We start from the raw sequence: 21,124 nt of genomic DNA, 5'->3' as shown, positions 1-21,124 counted from the left end.
AACCTGGCGGGCGGCGCGGCGCTCGGCTCGAAGCCGCGCGGCTCGTCAGGCGGCCAGTTGCTGCCGATAGCCCTTGAGCACCTCGTCGCGCATGACGCCCCAGATCGCGCGATGCAGCTCGACGAAGCGCGGCGTCGCGCGCACCTCGGCGACGTCGCGCGGCCGTTCGATGTCGATGGTGAACTCGCCGATCGGGTGCGAGCCCGGTCCGGCCGCGAGGCAGACCACGCGGTCCGAGAGCGCGATCGCTTCGTCGAGGTCATGGGTGATGAAGAGCACCGCCTTCTTCTTCTCGGCCCACAGCGCGAGCACCTCGTTCTCCATCAGCTGGCGCGTCTGGATGTCGAGCGCCGAGAACGGCTCGTCCATCAGGATGATGTCGGGGTCGAGCACCAGCGTCTGCGCGAGGCTCACGCGCTTGCGCATGCCGCCCGACAGCTGGTGCGGGTAGCGGTCGCCGAAGGCGCCGAGGCCGACCCGGCGCAGCCAGTCGAGCGCGCGCGCCTTCGCGTCGGTTGCGCCGCGGAACTCGAGCCCCGCCATCACGTTCTCGAGTGCGGTGCGCCACGGCATCAGGCTCTCGCTCTGGAACATGTAGCCGGCGCGCCGGTTGATGCCGGCGAGCGGCTCGCCGAACACCTCGATGCGCCCGGTGCTCGGCGCGAGCAGGCCGGCCGCGACGTTGAGCAGCGTGCTCTTGCCGCAGCCGGTCGGCCCGACCACCGAGACGAACTCGCCGGCGCCGACGCGCAGGTCGACGTCCTGCACGGCCGTGTAGCGCTGGCCGGGCGCGTCCTTCGAGACGAAGGTGCAGGTGACGCCGTCGAGCAGGAGGGCGGGGGCGGTCATGGGTCGAGTTGCCACGGACTATGAATCTCCACCGTGGCAGCGGAGGGGTGTGAACGTGCGTGCGGCGCGAGAGCAGGCGCCTCTCTGAGGCACTCGCGCCCGGCCCTGGCGCTTGCAGGCGCCAGGGCGTGAGTCCGGCGAACGGACGTCCGCGGGGACGTCCGTACGTCCGGACTCACCCCTTCGGGTACTTCGCATTCGCGCGCTTGACGAAGTCGTTGGTGTAGATCGCGGCGAGGTCGATCTTGGCGGCGGCGATCTCGGGGTCGATGCTGGCGAGCGCGCGGCGCGCCGTTTCGCCGCCGGCTTCGGGGATCATGCCGTCGGGCGACAGCGCGCCCTTGGCGGCGAGGAAGGCGTCGACGTAGACCGCACGGTCGCCGAGCAGGTAGCTCTCGGGCACCGCCTTGATGATGTCGCTCGCGCCGGCGCGCTGGATCCACCTGTCGGCACGCACGATCGCGTTGGCGAGCGCCTGCGCGGTGGCCGGGTTGCGCTCGATGAAGCTCTGCTGGGTGTACAGGCACGCCGCCGGCATCGGCCCGCCGAACACCTTGTCGGCCTCGGCGACGATGCGGGTATCGGAGACGACCTTGAGGTCGCCCGAGCGCAGCAGCAGCGTGATCACCGGGTCGAGGTTGCTCATGGCGTCGATCTGGCCGGCGCGCATCGCGGCCACCGCGCCCGGACCCGCGCCGACGCCGATGATCGAAACCTCGTTCGGCTTGATGCCCGCCTTGGCGAGCACGAAGTTGGCGACGATGTTGGTCGACGAGCCCGGCGCGGTGACGCCGATCTTCTTGCCGCGCAGGTCGGCCACCGACTTGAAGTTCGGCATCGTCTTCGGGTTGACGCCGAGCACGATCTGCGGCGCGCGGCCCTGCAGCACGAACGCGCGCAGGCGCTGGCCCTTCACCTGCATGTTGATCGTGTGTTCGAACGCGCCCGAGACCACGTCGGCGCTGCCGCCGACCAGCGCCTGCAGCGCACGCGAGCCGCCGGCGAAGTCGGCGATCGTGACGTCGAGGCCCTCGTCCTTGAAGAAGCCCTGCGTCTCGGCGATGGTGAGCGGCAGGTAATAGAGCAGGTTCTTGCCGCCCACCGCGAGCGTGAGCTTGGGCTTTTCGAGGGCCTGCGCGCTGCCGCGCAGCGGCCAGGCGGCGAGCGCGCTGCCGGCGAGCGACGCGGTGAGCAGGTGACGGCGGTTCAGCATGAGGGATCTCCGTGGGTTCGCGCAGGGCGGGCTTCGGCGCCGGCGGCCGCCGGAGCGAACCGCGCCGAGCGGCAACGGTGCGCCGCGCGTGGCGCGCCGATTCTTCCATGCAGGGCCGGGCGTCCCGGGCGGCGAGGGTCCGGGCAAACCCCGATCCGCACGCCGCGGGCGCGACCCGCCACCGGGTCCGAGGCCGAGCCCCCGCATACGGGTCGTCCCGGAGGCGACCCGTAGAATCCCTCGCGATGAAATTGCGTTGCTGGCGAAGCGCCGGATTCGCCGCGCTCGCGTTCGCTCTGAGCGCCGCCCTGGCAGCGCCCAATCCGCCGGCCGGTGACCGCGCCGGCGCGGTGGGTGCCTTGCCCCTCCCCGACGCCGCGGCACCACCGCTCGTCGCTCCTTCGCCGCTCACGCCGGCACCGCTCGGCCCGCGTGTCGCGCCGCCGGGCGCCGGTGCGGGCGCGCCGCCGCCGCAGGTTCCTGGCGCCGTCGTCCCGACGCCGCAGGTCCCGGGAACGCCGCCGCAGCTCTCGCTGTCGGCGCGCAAGATCTACGAGCAGTCGCGCTCGCGCCTGGTGCAGATCCGCACCCTGCTCAAGGGCCGGGCGAGCCAGACCTCGGTCGGTTCGGGCTTCTTCGTGACTCCCGAAGGTCACATCGTTTCCAACTTCCACGTCGTCGCCGACGCCGCCCTCAAGCCCGAGCGCCACGACCTCGTCTACGTGACCGCCGACGGCCGCGAGGCGCCGGTGCAGATCCTGCAGATCGACGTGCTGCACGACCTGGCGTTGCTGAAGGCGGCCGACCCGCAGCCGCGCAGTTTCGAATCGCTCGAGTTCCGGCCCGAGGCCGAGGCGCTGGCGCAGGGCGAGCGCATCTACTCGCTCGGCAACCCGCTGGACGTCGGCTTCGCGTTCACGCAAGGCACCTACAACGGCATGGTGCGGCGGAGCTTCTACCCGCAGATCTTCTTCGGCGGCGCTCTCAGCGCCGGCATGAGCGGCGGCCCGGCGCTCGACGAGGAAGGCCGCGTCGTCGGCATCAACGTCGCGCGCCGCGGCGACGGCGAGCAGGTCAGCTTCCTGGTGCCCGCGACGTTCGCGAGCCAGCTGCTCGCGCGCGGCCGCAACGTCCCGCCGATCGCGACGCCGGCTTACCCGGTCGTCGCGGCGCAGCTGCGCGCGCATCAGGACGCGCTCACCGAGCGCTTCATTCGCCAGGGCTGGAAGAGCGCGACCCATCCGCGCCTGCAGGTGCCGGTGCCCCCCGACGTCTTCATGCGCTGCTGGGGCACCAGCGAGGTCTCGAAGACCGGCGGCCTCGATTTCGAGCGCTCCGACTGCGCGATGGAGTCGCGCATCTTCGCGGGCGAGCTGACCACCGGCGTGATCGAGCTGCGCCACGAGACCTACGACGGCTCGCGGCTGGGCACCCTGCGCTTCACCGCCCGCTACTCGGCGAGCTTTCGCAACGAGCTGTTCGTGCGTCCGGGCGTGACCCAGCACCAGACCAAGCCGACGTGTCACGAGGACTACGTCGACCGTGAAGGGCTGACGCTGCGCGCCGTGGTGTGCCTGCGCGCCTACAAGAAGCTGCCGCAGCTGTTCGACGTCGCGGTGCTGGTCGCGACGCTCGACCAGCCGCAGTCGGCGGTGCTCGGCCGCTTCGACGCGCAGGGCGTGACCTTCGAGAACGCGCAGCGTCTGGCACGCCACTACATCGGGGCGTATCGATGGAACCGCTGAACCGCTCCGCGTCGCCGGAGGCGCCGATCGACCTCGGCACCGCGAGCGTTCCGGGCGACGCCGGCGCGCCGGCGCTCGACCCGGCCACGCCGGCGCACGCGGCGACGCCCACCCTCCCCGCCCTCGTCGAGGCGCTCGACCGCGACGGCCAGGTGCGCCAAGCCTGGCACGTCACGCGCTGGCCGCTCGCCATCGGGCGCGCACTCGACAACGACGTCGTCCTCACCGACCCGCACGTCGCCGCGCACCACGTCGCGCTCGACGCGCGCCGCGGCACGCTGGTCGTCGACGCCGGCGAAACGCGCAACGGGGTCGTGGTCGGCGATCGCCGGGTGCGGGGCGGCGAACGCGCCGAGCTCGCGGCCCCCACGGCGGACGTCGAGCTCACGGTCGGCCGCACCCACCTGCGCCTGCGTCTGCCGGGCACCGCACTCGCGCCCGAGCAGCTGATTTCGCTGGTGGCCGCGCGCGAGCCGCGCCGCCTCACCTCGGTGCTGCTCGCCCTGCTGCTGCTCGGCGGCGTCGGCTTCGGCACCTGGCTCGCGAGCGACCCGGTCGGCTTCGAACGCGCGCTCGGCAACACGCTGATCACCAGCCTCGGCGGCGCGGCGATCTGGTGCGCCGCTTGGGCGCTGCTTTCCAAGACCATCACGCGGCAGAGCCATCTCGGCTGGCACGTGCGGGTGTTCCTGATCGCGAGTCTCGCGTTCATGGTGGCCAGCGTGCTGCCGCCGCTGGTCGCGTTCGCCTTCTCGTGGCCGGCGGTCAGCAACTACGATTTCGTCCTGGTCTATCTGATCGGTGCGACCGCGGTCTACTTCCACCTGCTGGCGATCGAGCCGGCGCGCGCCCGCGTCATGCGCGGCGTCGCCATCACCGGCGCGCTGGTCGGGATCGGCCTGGCGATCTGGTCGAATCTGCAGCGCACCGATCGCGCCGGCGACGAGCTCTACATGAACCATCTGTTCCCGCCTTCGTTCCGCGTCGCGCCCGCGCATTCGGTCGATGCCTTCATCGACGGCATGAGGCCGCTGCAGGGCGACCTCGAGCGGCGTGCCGCCGAGCCCGTCGGCGCCGGCGATCCCGAGCCGGCGAACGACGATGAATGACGCCACGGCTGCCGCGGGCGTGCAGCCCCCCGGCACGGTGCTCGTCACCGGCGGCTCGCGCGGCATCGGTGCCGCGACCTGCCTCCTGCTGGGGCGGCGCGGTCACGCGGTCGCGGTGAACTACGCGAGCGATCGCGCCGCCGCCGATCGCATCGTCGACGAGATCCGCGCCGCCGGCGGCGTGGCGCTCGCGCTGCAGGGCGACGTCGCTCGCGAAGCCGACGTGATGCGGCTCTTCGAGGCGATCGACCGCGAGCTGCCGCCGCTCGTCGGCCTGGTCAACAACGCCGGCGTGATCGACCAGCCGTGCCGCGTCGATGCGATGGACGTCGCCCGCATCGAGCGCATGTTCGCGATCAACGTGGTCGGCAGCTTCGTCTGCGCACGCGAGGCGGTGCGCCGCATGTCGACGCGCGACGCCGAGCAGCGCTGGCGCGCGGCCGGCGGGGCGCGCGGCGGGGCGATCGTCAACCTGTCGTCGGCGGCCGCCCACCTCGGCGGTTCCGGGCAGTACGTCGACTACGCGGCCGCCAAGGGCGCGATCGAGACGTTCACGATCGGCCTGGCCAAGGAAGTCGCCGCCGAAGGCATCCGCGTCAACGCGGTCCGCCCGGGGATCATCGAGACCGACATTCATGCGTCGGGCGGCGTTCCGGACCGGCCGCGCCAGATGGTGCCGATGATCCCGATGCAGCGCACCGGCAGCGCCGACGAGGTCGCCGAGGCGATCGTCTGGCTGCTCTCGGACGCGGCGAGCTACACCACCGCGGCCTTCCTCGACGTCAGCGGCGGCCGCTGAGCCGCCTCACGCGCTCGCCAGCTCCCTCAGCAGCGCGAGCAACGCGTGTGCGGCGCGCCGCTCGGGCGTTCCGGCGCGGTGCAGCAGGCGGTAGGGCTTCAAGGTGAACTGCGCCTCCGAGTAGACCGAGTCCCATTTCACGGGTTCGGCAACGCGCGCCTTCAGCTCGCGAAAGCGCTCGCTTACCGCCGGCAGCACGCCGGCCAGGTTGCCGGCGTCCATCGCGTTCAGCACCACGAGCTCGGTCTGGCCGACCACCGACCAGAAGTCGGGCGCGCTCGCCGCCGCCTGCTTGAGCGACTCGCCGACCGCCCGGGCACGTGCCGCATCGACCCGCGGGCCTGCGACCGCGGCCGCGGTGGGGTCGAGGCGGCGCTGCAGGAACGCCGCGCGCAACTGGCAGCTGATGCCGTTCTTGAGCGGATAGAACAGGTTCGGCGCGGCTTCGTCGCGTGCCAGCGCGGCGCCGCGCTCGTAGTGCTCGACCGCTTTCGCGAGCGCGGCGGCGGCGGCGTCGCGCCGCCGCGCCTGCCACTCGAGCATGGTCAGGCGCTTGTACGCCGAGCCGAGCAGCGAGGCGCGCTCGAACGTCGGTCGGAGCTGCACCAACTTCTCGAGCAGCTCGAGTCCTTCGTCGATGGCCACCCGGGCGGCGGCGCGGTCGGCGAGCTTGGCGCCGTGCCGCACCAGGTGGTTGCCGAGCTGCTCGGCTGCCTTGAACGACGCGCCGCCGTCGGCCGCGGTGAGCGCGCGCCGCCGCCAGCCGATCGCCGCCTCGACGTCGTTGACGGCCTCGTAGGCATTGCCGAACGCCTCGGCGACCGCACCCTCGTCGCCCCAGCGCGCGCCGAACCGCGATTCGAGGTAGCGCACGTCCTCGCGCGGGCCCGCGAGCGCGTCGCCGCCGTCCGCGCCGGCGCTGCGACAGGTGGTGGCGATGTTGTCGAGCGCCAGCTCGAGCAGTGACGGTGCCGCGATGCCCGCAAAACGGTCGGTGAGCGATGCCGTTTGCGCCTGCGCGTCGCCAACCTGGCGCCGCCAGTGCCAGTCGGGGTCGCCATAGCACTGGTACGCGGCCCAGGTGTTGCCCTGCGGGTTGGCCGCCCATGCGGCCTGGCGCGCGCGCGCCACCGCGTCGATGAAGCGGGCGCCGCCGAGCAGCGCGCCGTAGAACGCGGTCGCGAACTCCTCGGCGGGGCCGTCCTCGACCGCCCAGCCGGCGGCGACGACGCAGCGCACGCCGCCGCGGATCAGCTCGTCGGCGATGTTCGCAGCGAACTCGGCGCGGTCGTAGGGCTGCAGCACCCCCGCGCTGTCGCGGCCGGCGAGATGGCAGCAGTTGAGGAACACCAGCTCCGGCGTCACCCGCATCGCGCGCACCTCGTTGGCGCCCAGGTAGGTGTCGGCGCCCGACAGGACGACGCCGCCGCTGCGGTGCGGCGCACCGTGGCCGGCGATGTGGATCACCCGGTACGGGCGCTCGAAGAGCGCGTTGATGATCGTCTGCGCGTCGTCGTTGTCGACCAGCAGGCGCAGCTTGTCGGGTGCGACGCCGACGTCGCGCGCGGCGAGGCGCCGGCCGACCGCCTGCGCCTCGCTGCGCGCGCCCGGCAGCGGCGGATAGCTGCACTTGGGCTCGCCGATCACGAGCACGCTGTCGTCGGCGCTCGCGTCGTGCACCTGGGCGCGAAAGTTCTCGACGCGCAGGCGCCGGATCAGCTTGCTGCGGATCGCCCACGGGCGCTTGTCGGCGGCCTGCGGATCGGGGTTGGTGTCGAGCAGCTCCCAGGGGATTCCGGCGGTGCCCTCGTCGAGCTCGATCACCATCTCGGTGGTGCCCCCGAGAAAGACCTCCATCTCGACCGGAACCAGCAGGTTGAACAGGGTGCGGCCGATCAGCGGGTCGCGATTGGCGTCGTTGGACGCCTTCAGCACCAGCTCCTTCAGCAGCGAGCCCTGCGCGTGCTGTGCGCGCACCTCGGCGCGCGCGCGCCGGGTGTCGAGGGTGAACGCGATGCAGCGCTCTCCGGGCGAGGTGCTGACGGTGCGCGCGCTGATCAGGTCGTACGCAGTGCCGCGATAGTTCGAGTCGAGCGAGCGCAGCAGCGCGCCGGTGCCCGAGACGATCGGCCCGGCGAGCTTCAGCCGGTTCGGTGTCGCGACCTCCTGCAGCTGCACCGCGCGCCAGGCGTCGGTGGCGCGCTCGAGGTACAGCTCGACCAGCGTGAGCTGGCGCAGCGTCGGCCAGCCGACCTCGCGCAGGCGTTCGTTGGCGTCGATGCCGCCCTGCACGACGAGCTGGGCCGCGCTGCCGGGGCTGATGCCGGTGCCGCCGCTGCCGATCAGCGTCGCCGCCATCTCGAAGTCGGTTGCGCCGCCGCCGCTCAGCTCGGCTACGCGCTGTGCGTAGGCGAGCACCGCCTGGCGCACCGTGAACGTGAGGTCGGCCGCGCGCAGCTTGCCTTCCTCGCCGAGGCCGACCACCACGGCGGCCTCGGGCCGAGCCATGTCGAACACGTTGGCCGGGTCCTCGCGGCGGTTGCCGAAGACCTGGTACTCGCCGGGCGCGTCGGGATAGAGGCCCGTCGCGAGCGAGCGGCTCATGGTGCGGGCGACGAGCCGGTCGACCACCGCCTCGGTGCCGGTGAGCTTCATCGCGCGGTAGTGCCCGAGCAGCAGCGGCTGGCGGATGAACTTGAGGTCGGCGTTGAGCACCGCGACCTGCAGCGCCGGGGTGCGTGTCGCCGCCTGCCAGATCGCGAACACGTCCGCGTGACGCGAGGGTGGCGCCGACGGCTGCACGCTGCGCGAAGGGCGGCTGCGGATCCAGCCGGCCGCGCCCGGAGCCGCGCCGGGCGGCGTTGCGGCGCCCGACGGCGCGCCCGGGCTGCCCGCAGGTCCGCTTCCACGCAGCGCCGGCGGCGGCACGCCGCGCGCGAGGCCGCGGCGATCGAACGGCTCGAGCGCGCTGGTCGTGCCGGTCTGCAGCAGCTCGACGTACGCCGCGAACGCGTCGGCCGCGCTCGGCAGGTCGCCGTGCGTCGCGGCGACGCGCCAGGTGCGAACGCCCGGCAGGCACGCGCTCGCGTGGGTGACGCGGCCGTCGCCGATGTCGGCGGCGCCCAGGTACTCGAGGCCGTCGATGCCGAGGCTGATGCCGGCCGGCGTGAACGGCGCCTGCCCGACCACGAGCAGAAGCTTCTCGGCGTCGGCGCCGAGCGCGAGCGCCTGGCCGTCGAGGCGGCGCCGCAGCGCCACCGCCTGGTCGAGCACGCCTTGCGGCGGCGCGCCCCAGCGGTAGATCGTGCGCTGCGGGCCCTCGTCATGCCAGAGGCTGCGCTCCACCAGCCGCGCGACGTCGTCGTCCGCGAGCTGCTGCCAGGTGGCGGCGCGGTCGAGCTGCAGCGTCGGGTCGAGCAGGTCGGCCTGCAACTGGATGAAGCCAGGCATCGCCGCCATCAGCTCGCGTGCGCCGGCATCGTCGAAGATCGACCCGAACGCGACCAGCGCGTTGCCGAAGGTGTCGTCACCCGAAAGCGTCTGCATCGGCGACCACGACCCGGCGTTCGGCGTGCCGAGCATGAGCACGCGGGCGCCGGGCCGCGCGAGCAGGCGTTGCCAGGTCGCGGGGCGCTCGAGCTGCACCGCGCGCGCGACCAGGCCGCCCATCGAATGGGCGACGAGACGCACCGGCTGTTGCGATTCGTGGCGAGCCGTCAGCGCGGCCTCGATCGCGTCGGCGAGGCGGCGCGCCTCGTCCTCGATCGGACGGCGCCAGTCGAACGCGAACGGGATCACCTCGTGGCTGTCGGCAAGGCGCTCGATCAGGTCGCCGTAAACGCCGTCGATCGGCCCGTCCGGCTCGACCGACGCGGCGGTGGCCGGGTCCCACGCCAGCCGCTCGAGGCCGTTGACGAAGCGCGCGCCGAGCCAGAGCCGGTGCCCGTCGACCTTGAGGTTGGAGCCCAGGATGCCGGGCAGCACGAACACGGCCGGGCGCTCGGCAGCGCGCTCCGGGCTCGCGCCGCGCGAGCGCGCCACCGCGCGTGCCGCCCGCGTGCCGCTCGCATCGCGCCCGGCCCACGAGAGCGGCCCGATCGCGCGGAAGTCGTCGGGCAGGTCGTCGGCGAGCGCCGCTGCGAGCGCGCGCACGGTGCGCTCGTTGGCGAAGTAGTTGAAGTGGGTGACCTTGCCGCCACGGTCGAGCAGGAAGGTCGCGCCCGACGACTCGGCGGCACCGGCGCTGCCGGCGCGCGGCGCGCCGCCGTACATCGAGCGCGTCTGCACCACGAGGTCGTTGTCGGTCCAGTAGAACGCGTCGGCGAGCAGCGTCTTCACCCACGAGCCGACGGAGTCGCCCTCGAGGTCGCCGGCGACCACGCGCAGATCGCCCGCGATCGGCTGCGGCGGCGCGCCGTTCAGCCACTCGAGCACCGGGCTCCCGGGCATCATGGCCTCGAGCCCCGGCAGCTCGTCGGGCCTGGCGCGGCGCTGCGCCACCTCGTGCAGGAAGTCGACGAGCTCGGGCGCGACGGGCACGCTCGCGAGCTCGAGGCACCACTTGAGAACGGAGACGTAGGCATCGAGCCGCTTCGACGCGAGCAGCGTGCCGCGCGCCGGGCAGGCGACGCGCACGATGCGCTCGACGCGCAGCCCCTTGCCCTGCGCCTCGTCGACCAGCGCGCGCAGCTCGTCGCGGTGCTTCTCGAAGCCCGGGCCGGCGAACAGCGCGTCGAGCTCCGTCGGGGCGATGCCGGCACAGGCGCGCGCCAGCGCTTCGGCGACGAGGCCGCCGCGCGAATGCGTCACCAGGTGCACGCGCGCACCCGGCGGCAGCGCGCGCGCCAGCGTCAGCGCGTTGGCGATCGGGCTCTCGCCCATCGTCGGGTGGTCGAGCGCGTAGACGCGGCCGGCGTAGCGCGCGAAAAGGTCGCGCACCACCGAGCCGTGGTGGACCCAGAGCTTGCCGAAGGTGCTCGCGGTGTCGACGAAGGTGCCGTGGACCAGCACCAGCAGCGGCCCGCCGTCGGGGGCCGATGGCACCTTGTCGCGGCGCGCGCTGCTGCCCTTGAGCTTGCCGGGCAGGTCCGTCGTCAGCTGGTAGACGCCGGCGTCGACCGCACCGTCGACGCGCTTCGTGACCGCCGCCGAGACCAGGTCGACCGCCGTGCCCTGCAGCGGCCCGGTGACCACCTGGAACAGGCCGAGCGCGGCCTGGCCCATCCAGCCCCGCGTCGCACCGCGCGTCGCCGCCGCCTCGAGGCCGGGCCAGCCCAGCTGCACCGGCACCGCGACGTCGCCGCTGCCGGCGCTCGCGCTGCGCGTCGCCGCGCCCTGCTGGGCGCGCAGCAGGTCGCGCGCGTCGAGCGGGTTCAGCACCAGCGTCGGCCCGTTGGCGATGCCGAGCACGACGACGTCGCGGTCGGGCCGCGCGGTGACCGTCACCACGCCGCCGGCGTCGCGCGCGGTGCCGACGCGCACCGAGGCGACGACGGTCGCCGGCGGTGCGTCGGCGCTGCCGCCGCGCGTGGCGGCGGCGCTCGCGGCAGTGGCGCCGGGCTCGGGCTGTCCGGGAACCCGGAACGTGATCTCGGCGGGATGCGCGGCCATGCTCAGAGCGCGCTCCGGGGTGCGGCCTCGGCGCACGTCATACGGTGAACGGCGCCTGCGCCAGGAACGCCGCGGCGTCGCCGAGCGCGAACAGGTTCGGCGACTGCGTCGGCGGCAGGCGCGAGCGGATGCGCGCGTGCAAGCTCGCGTAGTTGCCCTTGAAGCGGCCCTGCTCCCAGACGGCGAGCAGCTGTTCGGTGAACGCGCCGTTGTGCTCGCCGTCCATCGAGGTCTGGTTGTCCTGGCAGCCCGAGATCAGCACCACCGCCGGCGCGAACTGCTTGACGATGGCGCCGAGACGGTTGCTCACCGCCACCTGGGCGAGCGCGCTGTCCGGGTCGACCGGACGGTCGCCGGCGGCCTTGGCGACGTCGAGCTGAAGCCCGTCGTAGAACGCCTGGTGGTCGCGATAGGTGCGCATCGCGACCGCCGGCGGCATCAGCTTCGGGCGCTGCGACGGCTCGGTCTTCACGGGCATCATCGCGTTGCGCGTGACGGTGCCGCTGTGACAGCTGTCCGAAAGCACCAGCACCCGCACGCCCGCCTTGAAGCGGCTGAGCTCGAGGTAGAGCTCGTCGTCGATCAGCTGGCCGTCGAACAGGCACCAGGTCTCGTCCTTCTTGTCGACCTCCTCGCCCGAGACGTCGGGGATCTGCCCGCCGTGCCCCGAGTACGTCAAGAAGAAGAAGTCGCCGGCGCCGAGCGTGCTGCTCGCGGCACGCATCGCCTTCAGCACCGCGTCGCGCGTCGCGCGCCGGGTCAGCAGCGTGGTCGCCTTCATGCCTTTCGACGTGGCGATCGCCGCCATGTCGTTGGCGTCGAACTCGCATGCGGCGAGCGGTCCGCTCCAGCCGGCGTACGCCGCCGGACTCACGGCGTTCAGGCCGATGTGCAGCGAGAGCGCCTGCGGGCGCGCCGCCTTCTTCGCGGGCAATGCCTTGGTGGCCATGGGTTCCTCCGTATGCCGAGCGACGTGGCACGCGACCGTGTGCGTCGAGCCGCACGCGCCGATGGGGAGTCGGCGCGAGGGCAAGGCTGGTGGCGTCGGCTTCGCGCGGCGGCGCCCCGTCGTGCGGCCCGCACCCCGGGCTCCAGACACCGGCGCGCCTGCCGCGCCGCATCGTGACCAAGTCGGCGCGAAAAGTACATCCGCGTGCACCCCCGAGGAACCCCTCTTCGAGTGGATGGGGCAGGGTCGCCGTCGCCGGGTCAGGCGGGTCGCGCCCGCCGGCGCCGTTTCAGCGCCGGGGCGCGTCAGCCCGCACCATGCAGCAAAGCGCGGATTCGGGCCCGGCACGGGGCGGCCGGCACCGCGGGAGCCGCAGGTGCCGACCGCAGCCGCGGCCTGCCGCGTCGGCCTCAGCGCACGTTGGCGGCCTTCGCCTCGCTGGTGCTGGCGGCGTTCTCGTTGCCGCGCCCGTGGATCCGGCCCGCCGGCACCGGCTGGTGCAGCGAGCCGTCGCGCGTGCGCGGCGGCTCGTCGCGCTGCTGGCGGCCGATCTGCATGCGCGCCATGACGTCCGCGAGGCCCGGCATCACCTTGAACAACATGGTGTTGATCTTGGCCATCAGGCCGACCTGGACGTCGCGCACCGGCTCGGTCGCCGCCTGGAGGATCGCGCTCGCGACCTTCTCGGGCTCGATCATCGGCGTCGGCAGCTTGGGTTCCTGGCTCAGGTAGTTGGCGGCGCGTTCGGGGAACGGCGTGTCGACGGCAGTCGGCTGGATCAGCGTCACCGACACCGGCGCGCCGTCGGCCTCGAGCTCGACGCGCAGTGCGTCGGTGAAGCCCTTGACCGCGTGCTTGCTCGCCGAGTACATGCCCTGCAGCGGCACCACCGCGTCCGACACCTCGCTGCCGACGTTGATCAGCGCGCCGCCGTTCATTCGCAGGTGCGGCAGCGCGGCGAGGGAGCCGTTCACCACGCCCCAGAAATTGGTCTTGAACAGCCGGTGATGGTCTTCCTCGCTGACCTCGTGCAGGCGCCCGTAGATCGACACGCCGGCATCGTTGATCCAGGTGTCGATGCGCCCGAACCGTGCAAGCGCGGCGGCGGCGGCCTGTTCGACCTGCGCGCGCTCGCCGACGTCGCACTCGACCGCGATCGCCTCGCCGCCGCTCTCGGCGATCTGCGCGACCAGGTTGTCGAGCGTCTCCTTGCTACGCGCCACCGCGACGACCTTGGCGCGCTGGCGTGCGGCCATGAGGGCAGTGGCGAGGCCGATGCCGCTCGACGCACCGGTGATCACGACGACCTGCTGATCCAACGGCTTCAAGGTGACTTTCATGGACTGACCTCGATCGGAGAGGGCGCGGCATTGGCGCGGCGCGGGGGTTGACGGGAGCCGTCGCGCGGCAAATCGCGTACCTTGCAGTGCGCCTGGATGGCGGCCCGGACGACGGGCTCTCCGCGGCCGCCGGCGGCGAAGGGTTGCGGTTCGCGCGAGGCTTGCATGGGAGACAGGGTCGCTGACCCTGGACGTCCGGTGCAGGTCGCGGGCGCTGGCCGCCCGCGCGGTCACAAGCCGCGGCTGTCGATCCAGGTCACGGGCGCGCCGGCGCCGCGCACGCTGTCGACCATCTGCCCGGTACCCCCGGCGCCGCCGGGCGCTCCGTCCCAGAGGCACACGAAGCGCAGGCGCTCGATGCCGGCGTGCAGCGCGGTTCGCAGCAGCCACGCGTTGCAGCGCTCGAACGGGTTCTCTTCGGGTGCGAGCGCGCCGAGTTCGCACGGCGCCTCGAATGGCGGTGCCGCGAGGTGCGGCTGCACGGACTCGAAGCGGCGCCGCCACGCCTCGCCGTCGGCCGACGGCAGCACCGACCGCTCGATGAACTCGGGCACCGCGAACGGCAGCAGCAGATAAAGGCGCACGCCGCGCGCGATGCACGCTTCGGCGAACAGCAGGTCGGCGCCGGCCGCGCCCTGTGTGAGTCCGACGTCGGCGGGCCCGGCGCCGAGCGCGGCGAGCGCCGCGTCGATGCGTTCGGCGGCGCCGGCGACGTGTGCCGGCGGGAACCGCGGAACGGCACGATCAGGCGCATCGACCATGTGGCCGCTGAACAGAAGCAGCTGGCGCGGCGCCGCCGCGCCGGCGAACGCTGCCGCGAGTCCGGGCGACAGCGGGGCCATCGCCTAGCGGCGGTCGACGATCAGCGGCGTCAGGCGCAGCACGGCGCGTGCGCGCTCGGCCGCCTCGAGGGCGAGCCGGCGGCTCGGGAACGGCCCCGCCTGCAGCTTGAAGAGCGACTCGTCGAAGACGGCGAGCAGCGGTGCGAGCCAGGCCGCCTTGAGGTCGAGCGCACGCTGCAGTGCCTCGGCGCCGCGGCGCTGTCCGAAGGTGCCGAGCTCGACCCAGAAGCCGCGGCCGGCGCGCGTGCCGGCGGTGGCGGTGGCGCCGGTGGCGATGGGCTCGCGGGCGGCGGCCGCTTCGCCGGAGGGTTGCATGTCGGCAGCGGCGACGCGGACCGCGGCGGCGTCGCGTGGCGGCGTCGGGGCAATGGGCTCCTGTGCCGCGACTGCCGTCGCCGCGGGGTTGGGGCCTGCCGCAGGCGCCGGGTTGGTCGCGGCCATCGCGACCTGCGTCGCACCGCCGGCCGCGTTCGCGGTGGTCCCCGCTTCGCTCCCGGCGCCTGCCACCTGGAGGCGCGCGTCGATGGAGGCGGTCTGGGCCAGGTGCGAGGCTCCGGGCCCGGCCGGCCGGTGCGCACGCACGGCGGCGCTGCGCGCAGCGGCGTGGCGGGTGCGATCCCGCTGGGGCGTCGCGGCCGGCTCGGTCGTTGCGTCGGTGCGCTCGCCATCGTCGCCGAAGCCGGCGAGCAGGCGCTCGGTCGCGAGCACGGCAAAGTCTTCCGGACTGTTGCCGTCGCCGGTGGCAGCGTCCGCGTCGGCGCTGGCTTCGCGCCACGCGCCATTGCGGATCTCGTCGAACGTGATGCCCTCGATCTGTACCGACGCGACGCCGCGCAGGTCCAGGCGCGCCGCCGCGCTGTAGCTGAGGTCGAGGATGCGGCCGCCGTGGAAAGGGCCGCGGTCGTTCACGCGCACGATGATGGTGCGGCCGTTCGCCGGGTTGCGAACCCGCACGTAGCTCGGGATCGGCAGCGTCGGGTGCGCCGCAGTGAGCGCGTGCATGTTGTAGAGCTCCCCGCTCGCCGTGCGCCGGCCGTGGAACTGCGCGCCGTACCAGGACGCGAGACCGCGCTGGCTGAAGCGGCTGCGCGGCGCCTGGGTGCGGGGCGGCTCGGCGACGCCGTCGACGGACGTCGCCGCGGCCGGCTTGGCTGCGCGCCCGGTATCGGGTGCCGGCGCCGCCGGCGCGGTACCCGGCGGCGGTCCGAAGCCGACCGGATCGACCTCGCCGGAGCCCGCCCCCGAGGGCGGGCTGATGTCGACGCCGGCCCGGGCGAGCGGCGCCGCCAGACAGGCGGCCAGCGACAGGAAAAGAGCAGCAGGGGTCGGCAGGCGCCGGGGCTTGGACGACATCGGCGCGAACCATAACCGATGAGAGGGATGGTTTGACACCGCCGGTGCGTTTTCAGCCACGAATTCGGTGCCTCGGCAAGGTCACCTGGCCGGTTTTGGCTTGCTGTTGTGCGCGAGCCACGGCTCGGGCGCGGCACGCCGATTGCTGCCACGGCGTGGCGGCATCCGTTGGCCGCGCGCTCCTCAACGCTCGCCGTGTCCACGTGCACGGCTCTTCAGCGGAACTCGCCGTGATCGCCGAACGAGACATCCAGCCGCCCTCGCATCGCAGGCCCTGCCGGGCCGCGCCGGTGCGCATCGGCGTCTCGCAGCGAGCGGTCGGCCCCGGCATCGCACGCGCCCCGCGTGCGACGGCCTCCTTGCCCTTTGCCTTCTTGCCACGACCCGCCGCGCCGTCCTGCACGGCTGGTGCGGTCGCGGCCGGCACTGCGCGCACCTGCCTCCTTCCCTCGTCACCCCCCGAGCGCCTCCGTCGCGACCCTTCACGTCACCTTCACCAGGAACTCCGATGACGCACCTGATCGTCTTTTCCCACCTGCGCTGGAACTTCGTCTTCCAGCGTCCGCAACACCTGCTGTCGCGTCTAGCGAAGCACTATCACGTGGTGGTGATGGAGGAGCCGTTGCGGAGCGAAGGTCCCGCACACCTCGAGCAGAGCTCGCCGGCCGAGAACATCGACGTGCTGCGCCCCCACACGCCGGTCGACGCCCCGGGGTTCCACGACGACCAGCTCGCGACGCTGAAGACGCTGCTCGCCGACTACCTGGAGCAGAACGAGATCGACGACTACGCGGTCTGGTTCTACACGCCGATGGCGCTGCCGCTGCTCGCCGACCTGACGCCGCGCGCGGTGATCTACGACTGCATGGACGAGCTCTCCGCGTTCAAAAACGCGCCGCGCCAGATGCGTCAGCGCGAAGCCGCGCTGCTGCGCGGCGCGCAGCTGGTGCTGACCGGCGGCCACAGCCTCTACGAAGCCAAGAAGGGCCTCAACGACAACGTGCTCTGCCTGCCGAGCGCCGTCGACGCGCAGCACTACGCGCACGCCAACGCCGTCGCGCGCGCCGAGCCGATGGCGCGCGCCGAAGCGCTGCAGGGGGCGATCCCGCAGCCGCGCCTGGGCTTCTTCGGCGTGATCGACGAGCGGCTCGACCTCGACCTCGTGGCCGCGGTCGCCGACGCCGATCCGAACTGGCAGGTCGTGATGGTCGGTCCGGTCGTCAAGATCGACCCGGCGTCGCTGCCGCAGCGAGCCAACCTGCACTACCTCGGTCAGCAGTCGTACGACGTGCTGCCGCAGCTGGTCGCCGGCTGGGACGTGTGCCTGATGCCGTTCGCCCTCAACGAGTCGACGCGCTTCATCAGCCCGACCAAGACCCTCGAGTACATGGCGGCCGACCGCCCGGTCGTCAGCACGCCGATCCACGACGTCAAGGTGATGTTCGGCGACGTCGTTGCGGTGTGCGAGAGCACTGACGCGTTCATCGCCTCCTGCCGCAAGGCGCTCGCGGCGACGCCGGCCGAGCGCAGCGAACGCAGCGCGGCGATGGCCGCGAGCGTCGCCCGCTACTCGTGGGACGGCACCGCCGAGACGATCCGCCGCGCGATCGACGAGGCGCTGCAGGATGCGGCGACGTCGCGCATCGCCCAGAGCGCCGAGGACCTGGCGACGGTCGGCTCGACGACCAAGCTGGCGGCCGTCGCCGCGGGCTGAGCGGGCAGGCGGGCGTCGCCCGCGGTCGAGCAGCCTGCACCCGCGGGCGACCGCCGGCCGCCGGCCGCCGGCGCGCCGGGGCTCGCGCCGTCGCGTCGCACCAGATGCCGGCTTCGGTGGTCACGTGTGTGGGGAGGGGCCTTCGCGCCTCGCAGCGCAGCTGACGGCGCGCGCCGGCCGAAAATCGGAGCCGCGCCCGCCGTGTCGTGGCGGTGCTACCTGTCGCCATGGATCCGATCGACCTTCTTCAATGGCCGGCCATGCTGGTCACGGTGCTCGCCGCGTATCTGGTGGCGTCGAGCGAGGAGCGGCGCCGACGCCAGGGGTTCTGGGTGTTCCTGCTCAGCAATGTGCTCTGGATCGTCTGGGGTTGGCACACGAGTGCGCACGCGCTCATCGTGCTGCAGCTGGCGCTGGCGGTCATGAACATCCGGGGCGCCCGCAAGGCACGGCGCAAGGCACGGGCCGGCGAGGCTGCCGCACGCGCGTCCGCCGGAGCCGAGCCGGTCGCATCGGAGACATAAGTCACGCCGGACCGGCGAGACGACGCGCGGAGGGGCTGTTGTCCGACAACGATGTACCGGTCGCTGTGGCGCAATCCAGATGCCGTGCACTGCCGCGCCGGCGCCAGCCCGAGCGACGCCGTGTCTTCTTCTTCCGCGCCTCCGCCCCGACCTTTCGAAGCGGTTCGGGCCGTCCTCGAAGCCAAGGGCTTCGAGCTCGACGACTTCGAACTGAAGGAGGACGTCGTCTCGCCGTCGGACGATTGGATCGACGGCCGCGTGCTGCGCATCCGCTGCATCTCGACCGGCGAGGAGCGCATCTACGCCACCGGCGAGGCCTCGGCGTGGCTCGGCGTGTTCCTGATGGATCTGGGGCGCGGCCACTACGCCGCCGCGCTGCGCATCGACTCCGACGCCCCCGAGCTCGACCCGAGCCTGCGCATCGACGACGTCGACGACCTGCGGCCGGCGCTCGCCTGACGCACGGCCGTCGCTTGTCCTACCTGCGCTGGCGCCCGCCGCCGACAGATGCGTCGAGCCGACGGTGAAAAGATGCGCTCATCGGTTCGGCGCGTCCTCGCGCCGGGCCGATGACCTCAACAGAAGGAGTCGAAGATGAACGATGACCAAGTCAAGGGACGTGTCGATCAGGCCAAGGGCGCGGTGAAGGAAGCGGCCGGCAAGGTGGTCGGCAACCCCAACCTGGAAGCCGAAGGCAAGGTCGACAAGGCCACCGGCAAGACGCAGGCGACCTACGGCGACGTCAAGGAAGACGTCAAGGACGCGGTCAACGGCCGCCGCCCGTAAGCTGCACCGAGGCGCCGGCCGGTCCGGCGCTCGCCAACTTGCGAATGCCGCTCCCCGTTGCCGGGGCGCGGCATTCGCACGTTTGAAGGCGCCGCCCGGCGATCAAGACCACAGCGCCCGTGCCTGCGCCGCGAGGTCGATTGCCGGACCGGCGCTGTGCACCGGCACGAGCGTGGCCTCGGGCCGCGTCGGCGTCACGTGCTCGAACAGCGCCTGCATCGCCGGCGAGACGAAGCGGCTGAGCCCGCCGTAGACGTGGCGGTCGCCTTGCGCAGCCTGGTTGTGCACGTAGAAGCGCTGCGGAACCATCAGATGCAGGCGGTCGCGCGCGCGCGTCATCGCCACGTAGAGCAGGCGCCGCTCCTCGTCGATGTCGGCGGGGTTGCCGGTCGCCATGTCGGACGGCAGGCAGCCGTCGACCACGTTGAGCACGGTCACGGAGCGCCATTCCTGGCCCTTGGCCGAGTGGATCGTCGAGAGGATGAGGTAATCGTCGTCGCGGCTCGGCACGCCCGCCTCTTCGCTGGTCGCCGACGGCGGGTCCAGCGCGAGGTCGGTGAGGAACTGCCGGCGCGAGAGCGTGCCGCGCGCCATGCGCGCGAGCTGCGCCAGGTCTGCGCTGCGCTGCTCGACGTCGTCGTGAAGACGCGCGAGCTGCGGCAGCAGCCAGCGGTTCACCGCCCCGAGCTCGTCGGGCCAGCCGTGCGCGCCGTCGCGCAGCGCATCGAAGAGGGCCACGAACTCGCGCCACGCCGCGCTCGCCGGGCGCGGCGGCGTGAAGGCGCGAATCACCGCGGCGGGGTCGCCCGCGCCGTCGATCGCGTCGAAGAGCCGGCGCGTCGATGTCGCGCCAATGCCGTCGACGCGCTGCGCGATGCGCAGGCCCGCGCTCTTGCAGCGCGGGTTCTCGGCCCAGCGCAGCAGCGCGAGCGCGTCCTTGATGTGGGCGGCGTCCAGGAAGCGCAGGCCGCCGTACTTCACGAACGGAATGTCGCGCCGCGCCAGCTCGAGCTCGAGCGGCGCGCTGTGGTGACTGGTGCGGAACAGCACCGCCTGGGCCTTCAGCGCGCTACCGGCCTCGCGCTGGCGCAGCACCTCGTCGGCGACCCAGCGTGCCTGCGCGCCTTCGTCGTCGACCCAGACCAGGCTCGGCTTCGTCGCCGATGCGCGATCGGTCCACAGGCGCTTGGCGTGCTGCGCCGGTGCGGCATCGATCAGCGCGTTGGCGGCGTCCAGGATCGGCGCCGTCGACCGATAGTTGCGCTCGAGCGCGACGATGCGCGCCGGCGGCTCGAACTGTGCCGGGAAGTCGAGGATGTTGCGCACCTCGGCGGCCCGGAACGAGTAGATCGACTGGGCGTCGTCGCCGACCACCGTGACGCCGCGTCCGTCGGGCTTGAGCCGCGCGAGAATGCCGGCCTGCAGCCGGTTGGTGTCCTGGTACTCGTCGACCAGCACGTGGTCGAAGCGCGCGCCGATCTCGGCAGCGAGCGTGGCGTCGCCGAGCATCTGCCACGGCAGGAGCAGGAGGTCGTCGTAGTCGAGCACGTGCTGGCGCTGCTTCTCGGCCACGTAGGCGGCGAACAGGCGCTTGAGCTCGTCGTGCCAGCGCGCGCACCACGGGAAGTGAGACTCCAGCGCCGCGTGCAACCCGAGTCGGCTGTTGACCGCGCGCGAGTAGATCGCCATGCAGGTCGCCTTGGCCGGAAAGCGCGTCGCCGACTCGGCCAGGCCGAGCTCGCTGCGCACCACGTTCATCAGGTCCTCGGAGTCGCTGCGATCGTCGATCGTGAACGTCTCCGGGAGGCCGACCCGCGCCGCGTACTCGCGCAGCAGGCGAGCGCCGACGCCGTGGAAGGTGCCGCACCAGCGCAGCGACGGCGCTTTTTGAGTCGGCGCCATGCCGATCGCGCGGTGCAGCGCGGCACCGACGCGGCGCTCCATCTCGAGCGCGGCGCGCCGCGAGAAGGTCAGCAGCAGCACGCGTTGCGGATCGGCGCCGTCGAGCACCAGCCGAGCCACGCGCGCGGCGAGCGTCGCCGTCTTGCCCGATCCGGCTCCGGCCAGCACCAGCAGCGGGCTGGCCGGCAGGGCGCCGCCGTGCATCACCGCGGCGCGCTGGGCGTCGTTCAGCGTCGCGAAGGGGTCACGACGCGCCGGGGGGCGGTTTTCAGGGGCACAGACGGGGGTCACGGGCGGGCTCGGTCAGCGAGCCCGACTGTAAATCCATCCAGTTGCCGAATGTGTGGCGGGCGTCTGACGCCACACGTTCAAAGGCACGCTGCGGTGCG

Annotated in this window: 15 protein-coding genes; 7 read left to right on the top strand and 8 right to left on the bottom strand. The window is 72.9% G+C overall.

The window, feature by feature from the left end; translation table 11 throughout:
- Positions 1–45 precede the first annotated feature (45 nt).
- Positions 46–849 (bottom strand): ABC transporter ATP-binding protein, encoded by an 804-nt coding sequence (locus tag HQN59_RS00760; protein ID WP_176065117.1) that lies wholly within the window; start codon positions 847–849, stop codon positions 46–48.
- Between the two features lie 175 nt (positions 850–1,024).
- Positions 1,025–2,062, bottom strand: a complete 1,038-nt coding sequence (locus HQN59_RS00755) for an ABC transporter substrate-binding protein (RefSeq protein WP_176065115.1) — start codon at positions 2,060–2,062, stop codon at positions 1,025–1,027.
- 245 nt (positions 2,063–2,307) lie between these two features.
- On the opposite strand from HQN59_RS00755, the gene HQN59_RS00750 reads away from it, so the two are divergent.
- From HQN59_RS00750 to HQN59_RS00740, 3 genes are read left to right on the top strand one after another with little or no spacing between them, the layout of a single operon-like run.
- Complete coding sequence (locus HQN59_RS00750; protein ID WP_176065113.1) at positions 2,308–3,807, top strand: S1C family serine protease; 1,500 nt, start codon at positions 2,308–2,310, stop codon at positions 3,805–3,807.
- Positions 3,795–4,916: an FHA domain-containing protein gene (locus tag HQN59_RS00745; protein WP_176065111.1), complete on the top strand. Its 1,122-nt coding sequence runs from the start codon at positions 3,795–3,797 to the stop codon at positions 4,914–4,916. The genes HQN59_RS00750 and HQN59_RS00745 overlap by 13 nt, the downstream gene beginning before the upstream one ends.
- On the top strand, positions 4,909–5,715 hold the full coding sequence (locus tag HQN59_RS00740) for an SDR family oxidoreductase (RefSeq protein WP_176065109.1): 807 nt from the start codon (positions 4,909–4,911) through the stop codon (positions 5,713–5,715). The genes HQN59_RS00745 and HQN59_RS00740 overlap by 8 nt, the downstream gene beginning before the upstream one ends.
- A gap of 6 nt (positions 5,716–5,721) precedes the next feature.
- Here HQN59_RS00740 and HQN59_RS00735 read toward each other — a convergent pair whose 3' ends face one another.
- From HQN59_RS00735 to HQN59_RS00715, 5 genes are all read right to left on the bottom strand, one after another.
- Positions 5,722–11,325 carry a DUF7379 domain-containing protein gene (locus HQN59_RS00735; RefSeq protein ID WP_176065107.1) on the bottom strand — a complete coding sequence of 1,868 codons (5,604 nt, stop codon included), beginning with the start codon at positions 11,323–11,325 and terminating at the stop codon, positions 5,722–5,724.
- A 37-nt stretch (positions 11,326–11,362) separates the two neighbouring features.
- Positions 11,363–12,274 (bottom strand): caspase family protein, encoded by a 912-nt coding sequence (locus HQN59_RS00730; RefSeq protein WP_176065105.1) that lies wholly within the window; start codon positions 12,272–12,274, stop codon positions 11,363–11,365.
- A gap of 410 nt (positions 12,275–12,684) precedes the next feature.
- Positions 12,685–13,614: an SDR family oxidoreductase gene (locus HQN59_RS00725; RefSeq protein ID WP_176065103.1), complete on the bottom strand. Its 930-nt coding sequence runs from the start codon at positions 13,612–13,614 to the stop codon at positions 12,685–12,687.
- Positions 13,615–13,844: 230 nt separating this feature from the next.
- Complete coding sequence (locus HQN59_RS00720) at positions 13,845–14,456, bottom strand: hypothetical protein (protein ID WP_176065102.1); 612 nt, start codon at positions 14,454–14,456, stop codon at positions 13,845–13,847.
- 3 nt (positions 14,457–14,459) lie between these two features.
- Positions 14,460–15,809, bottom strand: coding sequence for a septal ring lytic transglycosylase RlpA family protein (locus HQN59_RS00715; RefSeq protein ID WP_176065100.1), 1,350 nt, complete (start codon positions 15,807–15,809; stop codon positions 14,460–14,462).
- Between the two features lie 508 nt (positions 15,810–16,317).
- On the opposite strand from HQN59_RS00715, the gene HQN59_RS00710 reads away from it, so the two are divergent.
- From HQN59_RS00710 to HQN59_RS00695, 4 genes are all read left to right on the top strand, one after another.
- A complete protein-coding gene (locus tag HQN59_RS00710) occupies positions 16,318–17,523 on the top strand; it encodes a glycosyltransferase (RefSeq protein ID WP_176065099.1) in 1,206 nt (401 codons plus the stop codon).
- 227 nt (positions 17,524–17,750) lie between these two features.
- Positions 17,751–18,047 (top strand): hypothetical protein, encoded by a 297-nt coding sequence (locus HQN59_RS00705; protein ID WP_176065097.1) that lies wholly within the window; start codon positions 17,751–17,753, stop codon positions 18,045–18,047.
- A 120-nt stretch (positions 18,048–18,167) separates the two neighbouring features.
- On the top strand, positions 18,168–18,506 hold the full coding sequence (locus tag HQN59_RS00700; RefSeq protein WP_176065095.1) for a hypothetical protein: 339 nt from the start codon (positions 18,168–18,170) through the stop codon (positions 18,504–18,506).
- 135 nt (positions 18,507–18,641) lie between these two features.
- Positions 18,642–18,833, top strand: coding sequence for a CsbD family protein (locus HQN59_RS00695; RefSeq protein WP_176065093.1), 192 nt, complete (start codon positions 18,642–18,644; stop codon positions 18,831–18,833).
- Between the two features lie 102 nt (positions 18,834–18,935).
- Here HQN59_RS00695 and HQN59_RS00690 read toward each other — a convergent pair whose 3' ends face one another.
- Positions 18,936–21,026: a UvrD-helicase domain-containing protein gene (locus tag HQN59_RS00690; protein ID WP_176065091.1), complete on the bottom strand. Its 2,091-nt coding sequence runs from the start codon at positions 21,024–21,026 to the stop codon at positions 18,936–18,938.
- Positions 21,027–21,124: the final 98 nt, after the last annotated feature.

Origin of the sequence: Rhizobacter koreensis (assembly GCF_013366375.1) — a bacterium.
Lineage (GTDB): Bacteria > Pseudomonadota > Gammaproteobacteria > Burkholderiales > Burkholderiaceae_C > Schlegelella_A > Schlegelella_A koreensis.
Note: the sequence above shows the minus strand (reverse complement) of the source record. Positions and strands in the feature narration are given on the sequence as shown.

What these genes read in the sequence shown, in the direction of transcription:
- HQN59_RS00710 (WP_176065099.1), top strand. Translation starts at nt 16,318, where the DNA reads ATGACGCACCTGATCGTCTTTTCCCACCTGCGCTGGAACTTCGTCTTC.
- HQN59_RS00720 (WP_176065102.1), bottom strand. Translation starts at nt 14,456, where the DNA reads ATGGCCCCGCTGTCGCCCGGACTCGCGGCAGCGTTCGCCGGCGCGGCG.
- HQN59_RS00705 (WP_176065097.1), top strand. Translation starts at nt 17,751, where the DNA reads ATGGATCCGATCGACCTTCTTCAATGGCCGGCCATGCTGGTCACGGTG.
- HQN59_RS00740 (WP_176065109.1), top strand. Translation starts at nt 4,909, where the DNA reads ATGAATGACGCCACGGCTGCCGCGGGCGTGCAGCCCCCCGGCACGGTG.
- HQN59_RS00715 (WP_176065100.1), bottom strand. Translation starts at nt 15,809, where the DNA reads ATGTCGTCCAAGCCCCGGCGCCTGCCGACCCCTGCTGCTCTTTTCCTG.
- HQN59_RS00750 (WP_176065113.1), top strand. Translation starts at nt 2,308, where the DNA reads ATGAAATTGCGTTGCTGGCGAAGCGCCGGATTCGCCGCGCTCGCGTTC.
- HQN59_RS00735 (WP_176065107.1), bottom strand. Translation starts at nt 11,325, where the DNA reads ATGGCCGCGCATCCCGCCGAGATCACGTTCCGGGTTCCCGGACAGCCC.
- HQN59_RS00725 (WP_176065103.1), bottom strand. Translation starts at nt 13,614, where the DNA reads ATGAAAGTCACCTTGAAGCCGTTGGATCAGCAGGTCGTCGTGATCACC.
- HQN59_RS00695 (WP_176065093.1), top strand. Translation starts at nt 18,642, where the DNA reads ATGAACGATGACCAAGTCAAGGGACGTGTCGATCAGGCCAAGGGCGCG.
- HQN59_RS00760 (WP_176065117.1), bottom strand. Translation starts at nt 849, where the DNA reads ATGACCGCCCCCGCCCTCCTGCTCGACGGCGTCACCTGCACCTTCGTC.
- HQN59_RS00755 (WP_176065115.1), bottom strand. Translation starts at nt 2,062, where the DNA reads ATGCTGAACCGCCGTCACCTGCTCACCGCGTCGCTCGCCGGCAGCGCG.
- HQN59_RS00745 (WP_176065111.1), top strand. Translation starts at nt 3,795, where the DNA reads ATGGAACCGCTGAACCGCTCCGCGTCGCCGGAGGCGCCGATCGACCTC.
- HQN59_RS00730 (WP_176065105.1), bottom strand. Translation starts at nt 12,274, where the DNA reads ATGGCCACCAAGGCATTGCCCGCGAAGAAGGCGGCGCGCCCGCAGGCG.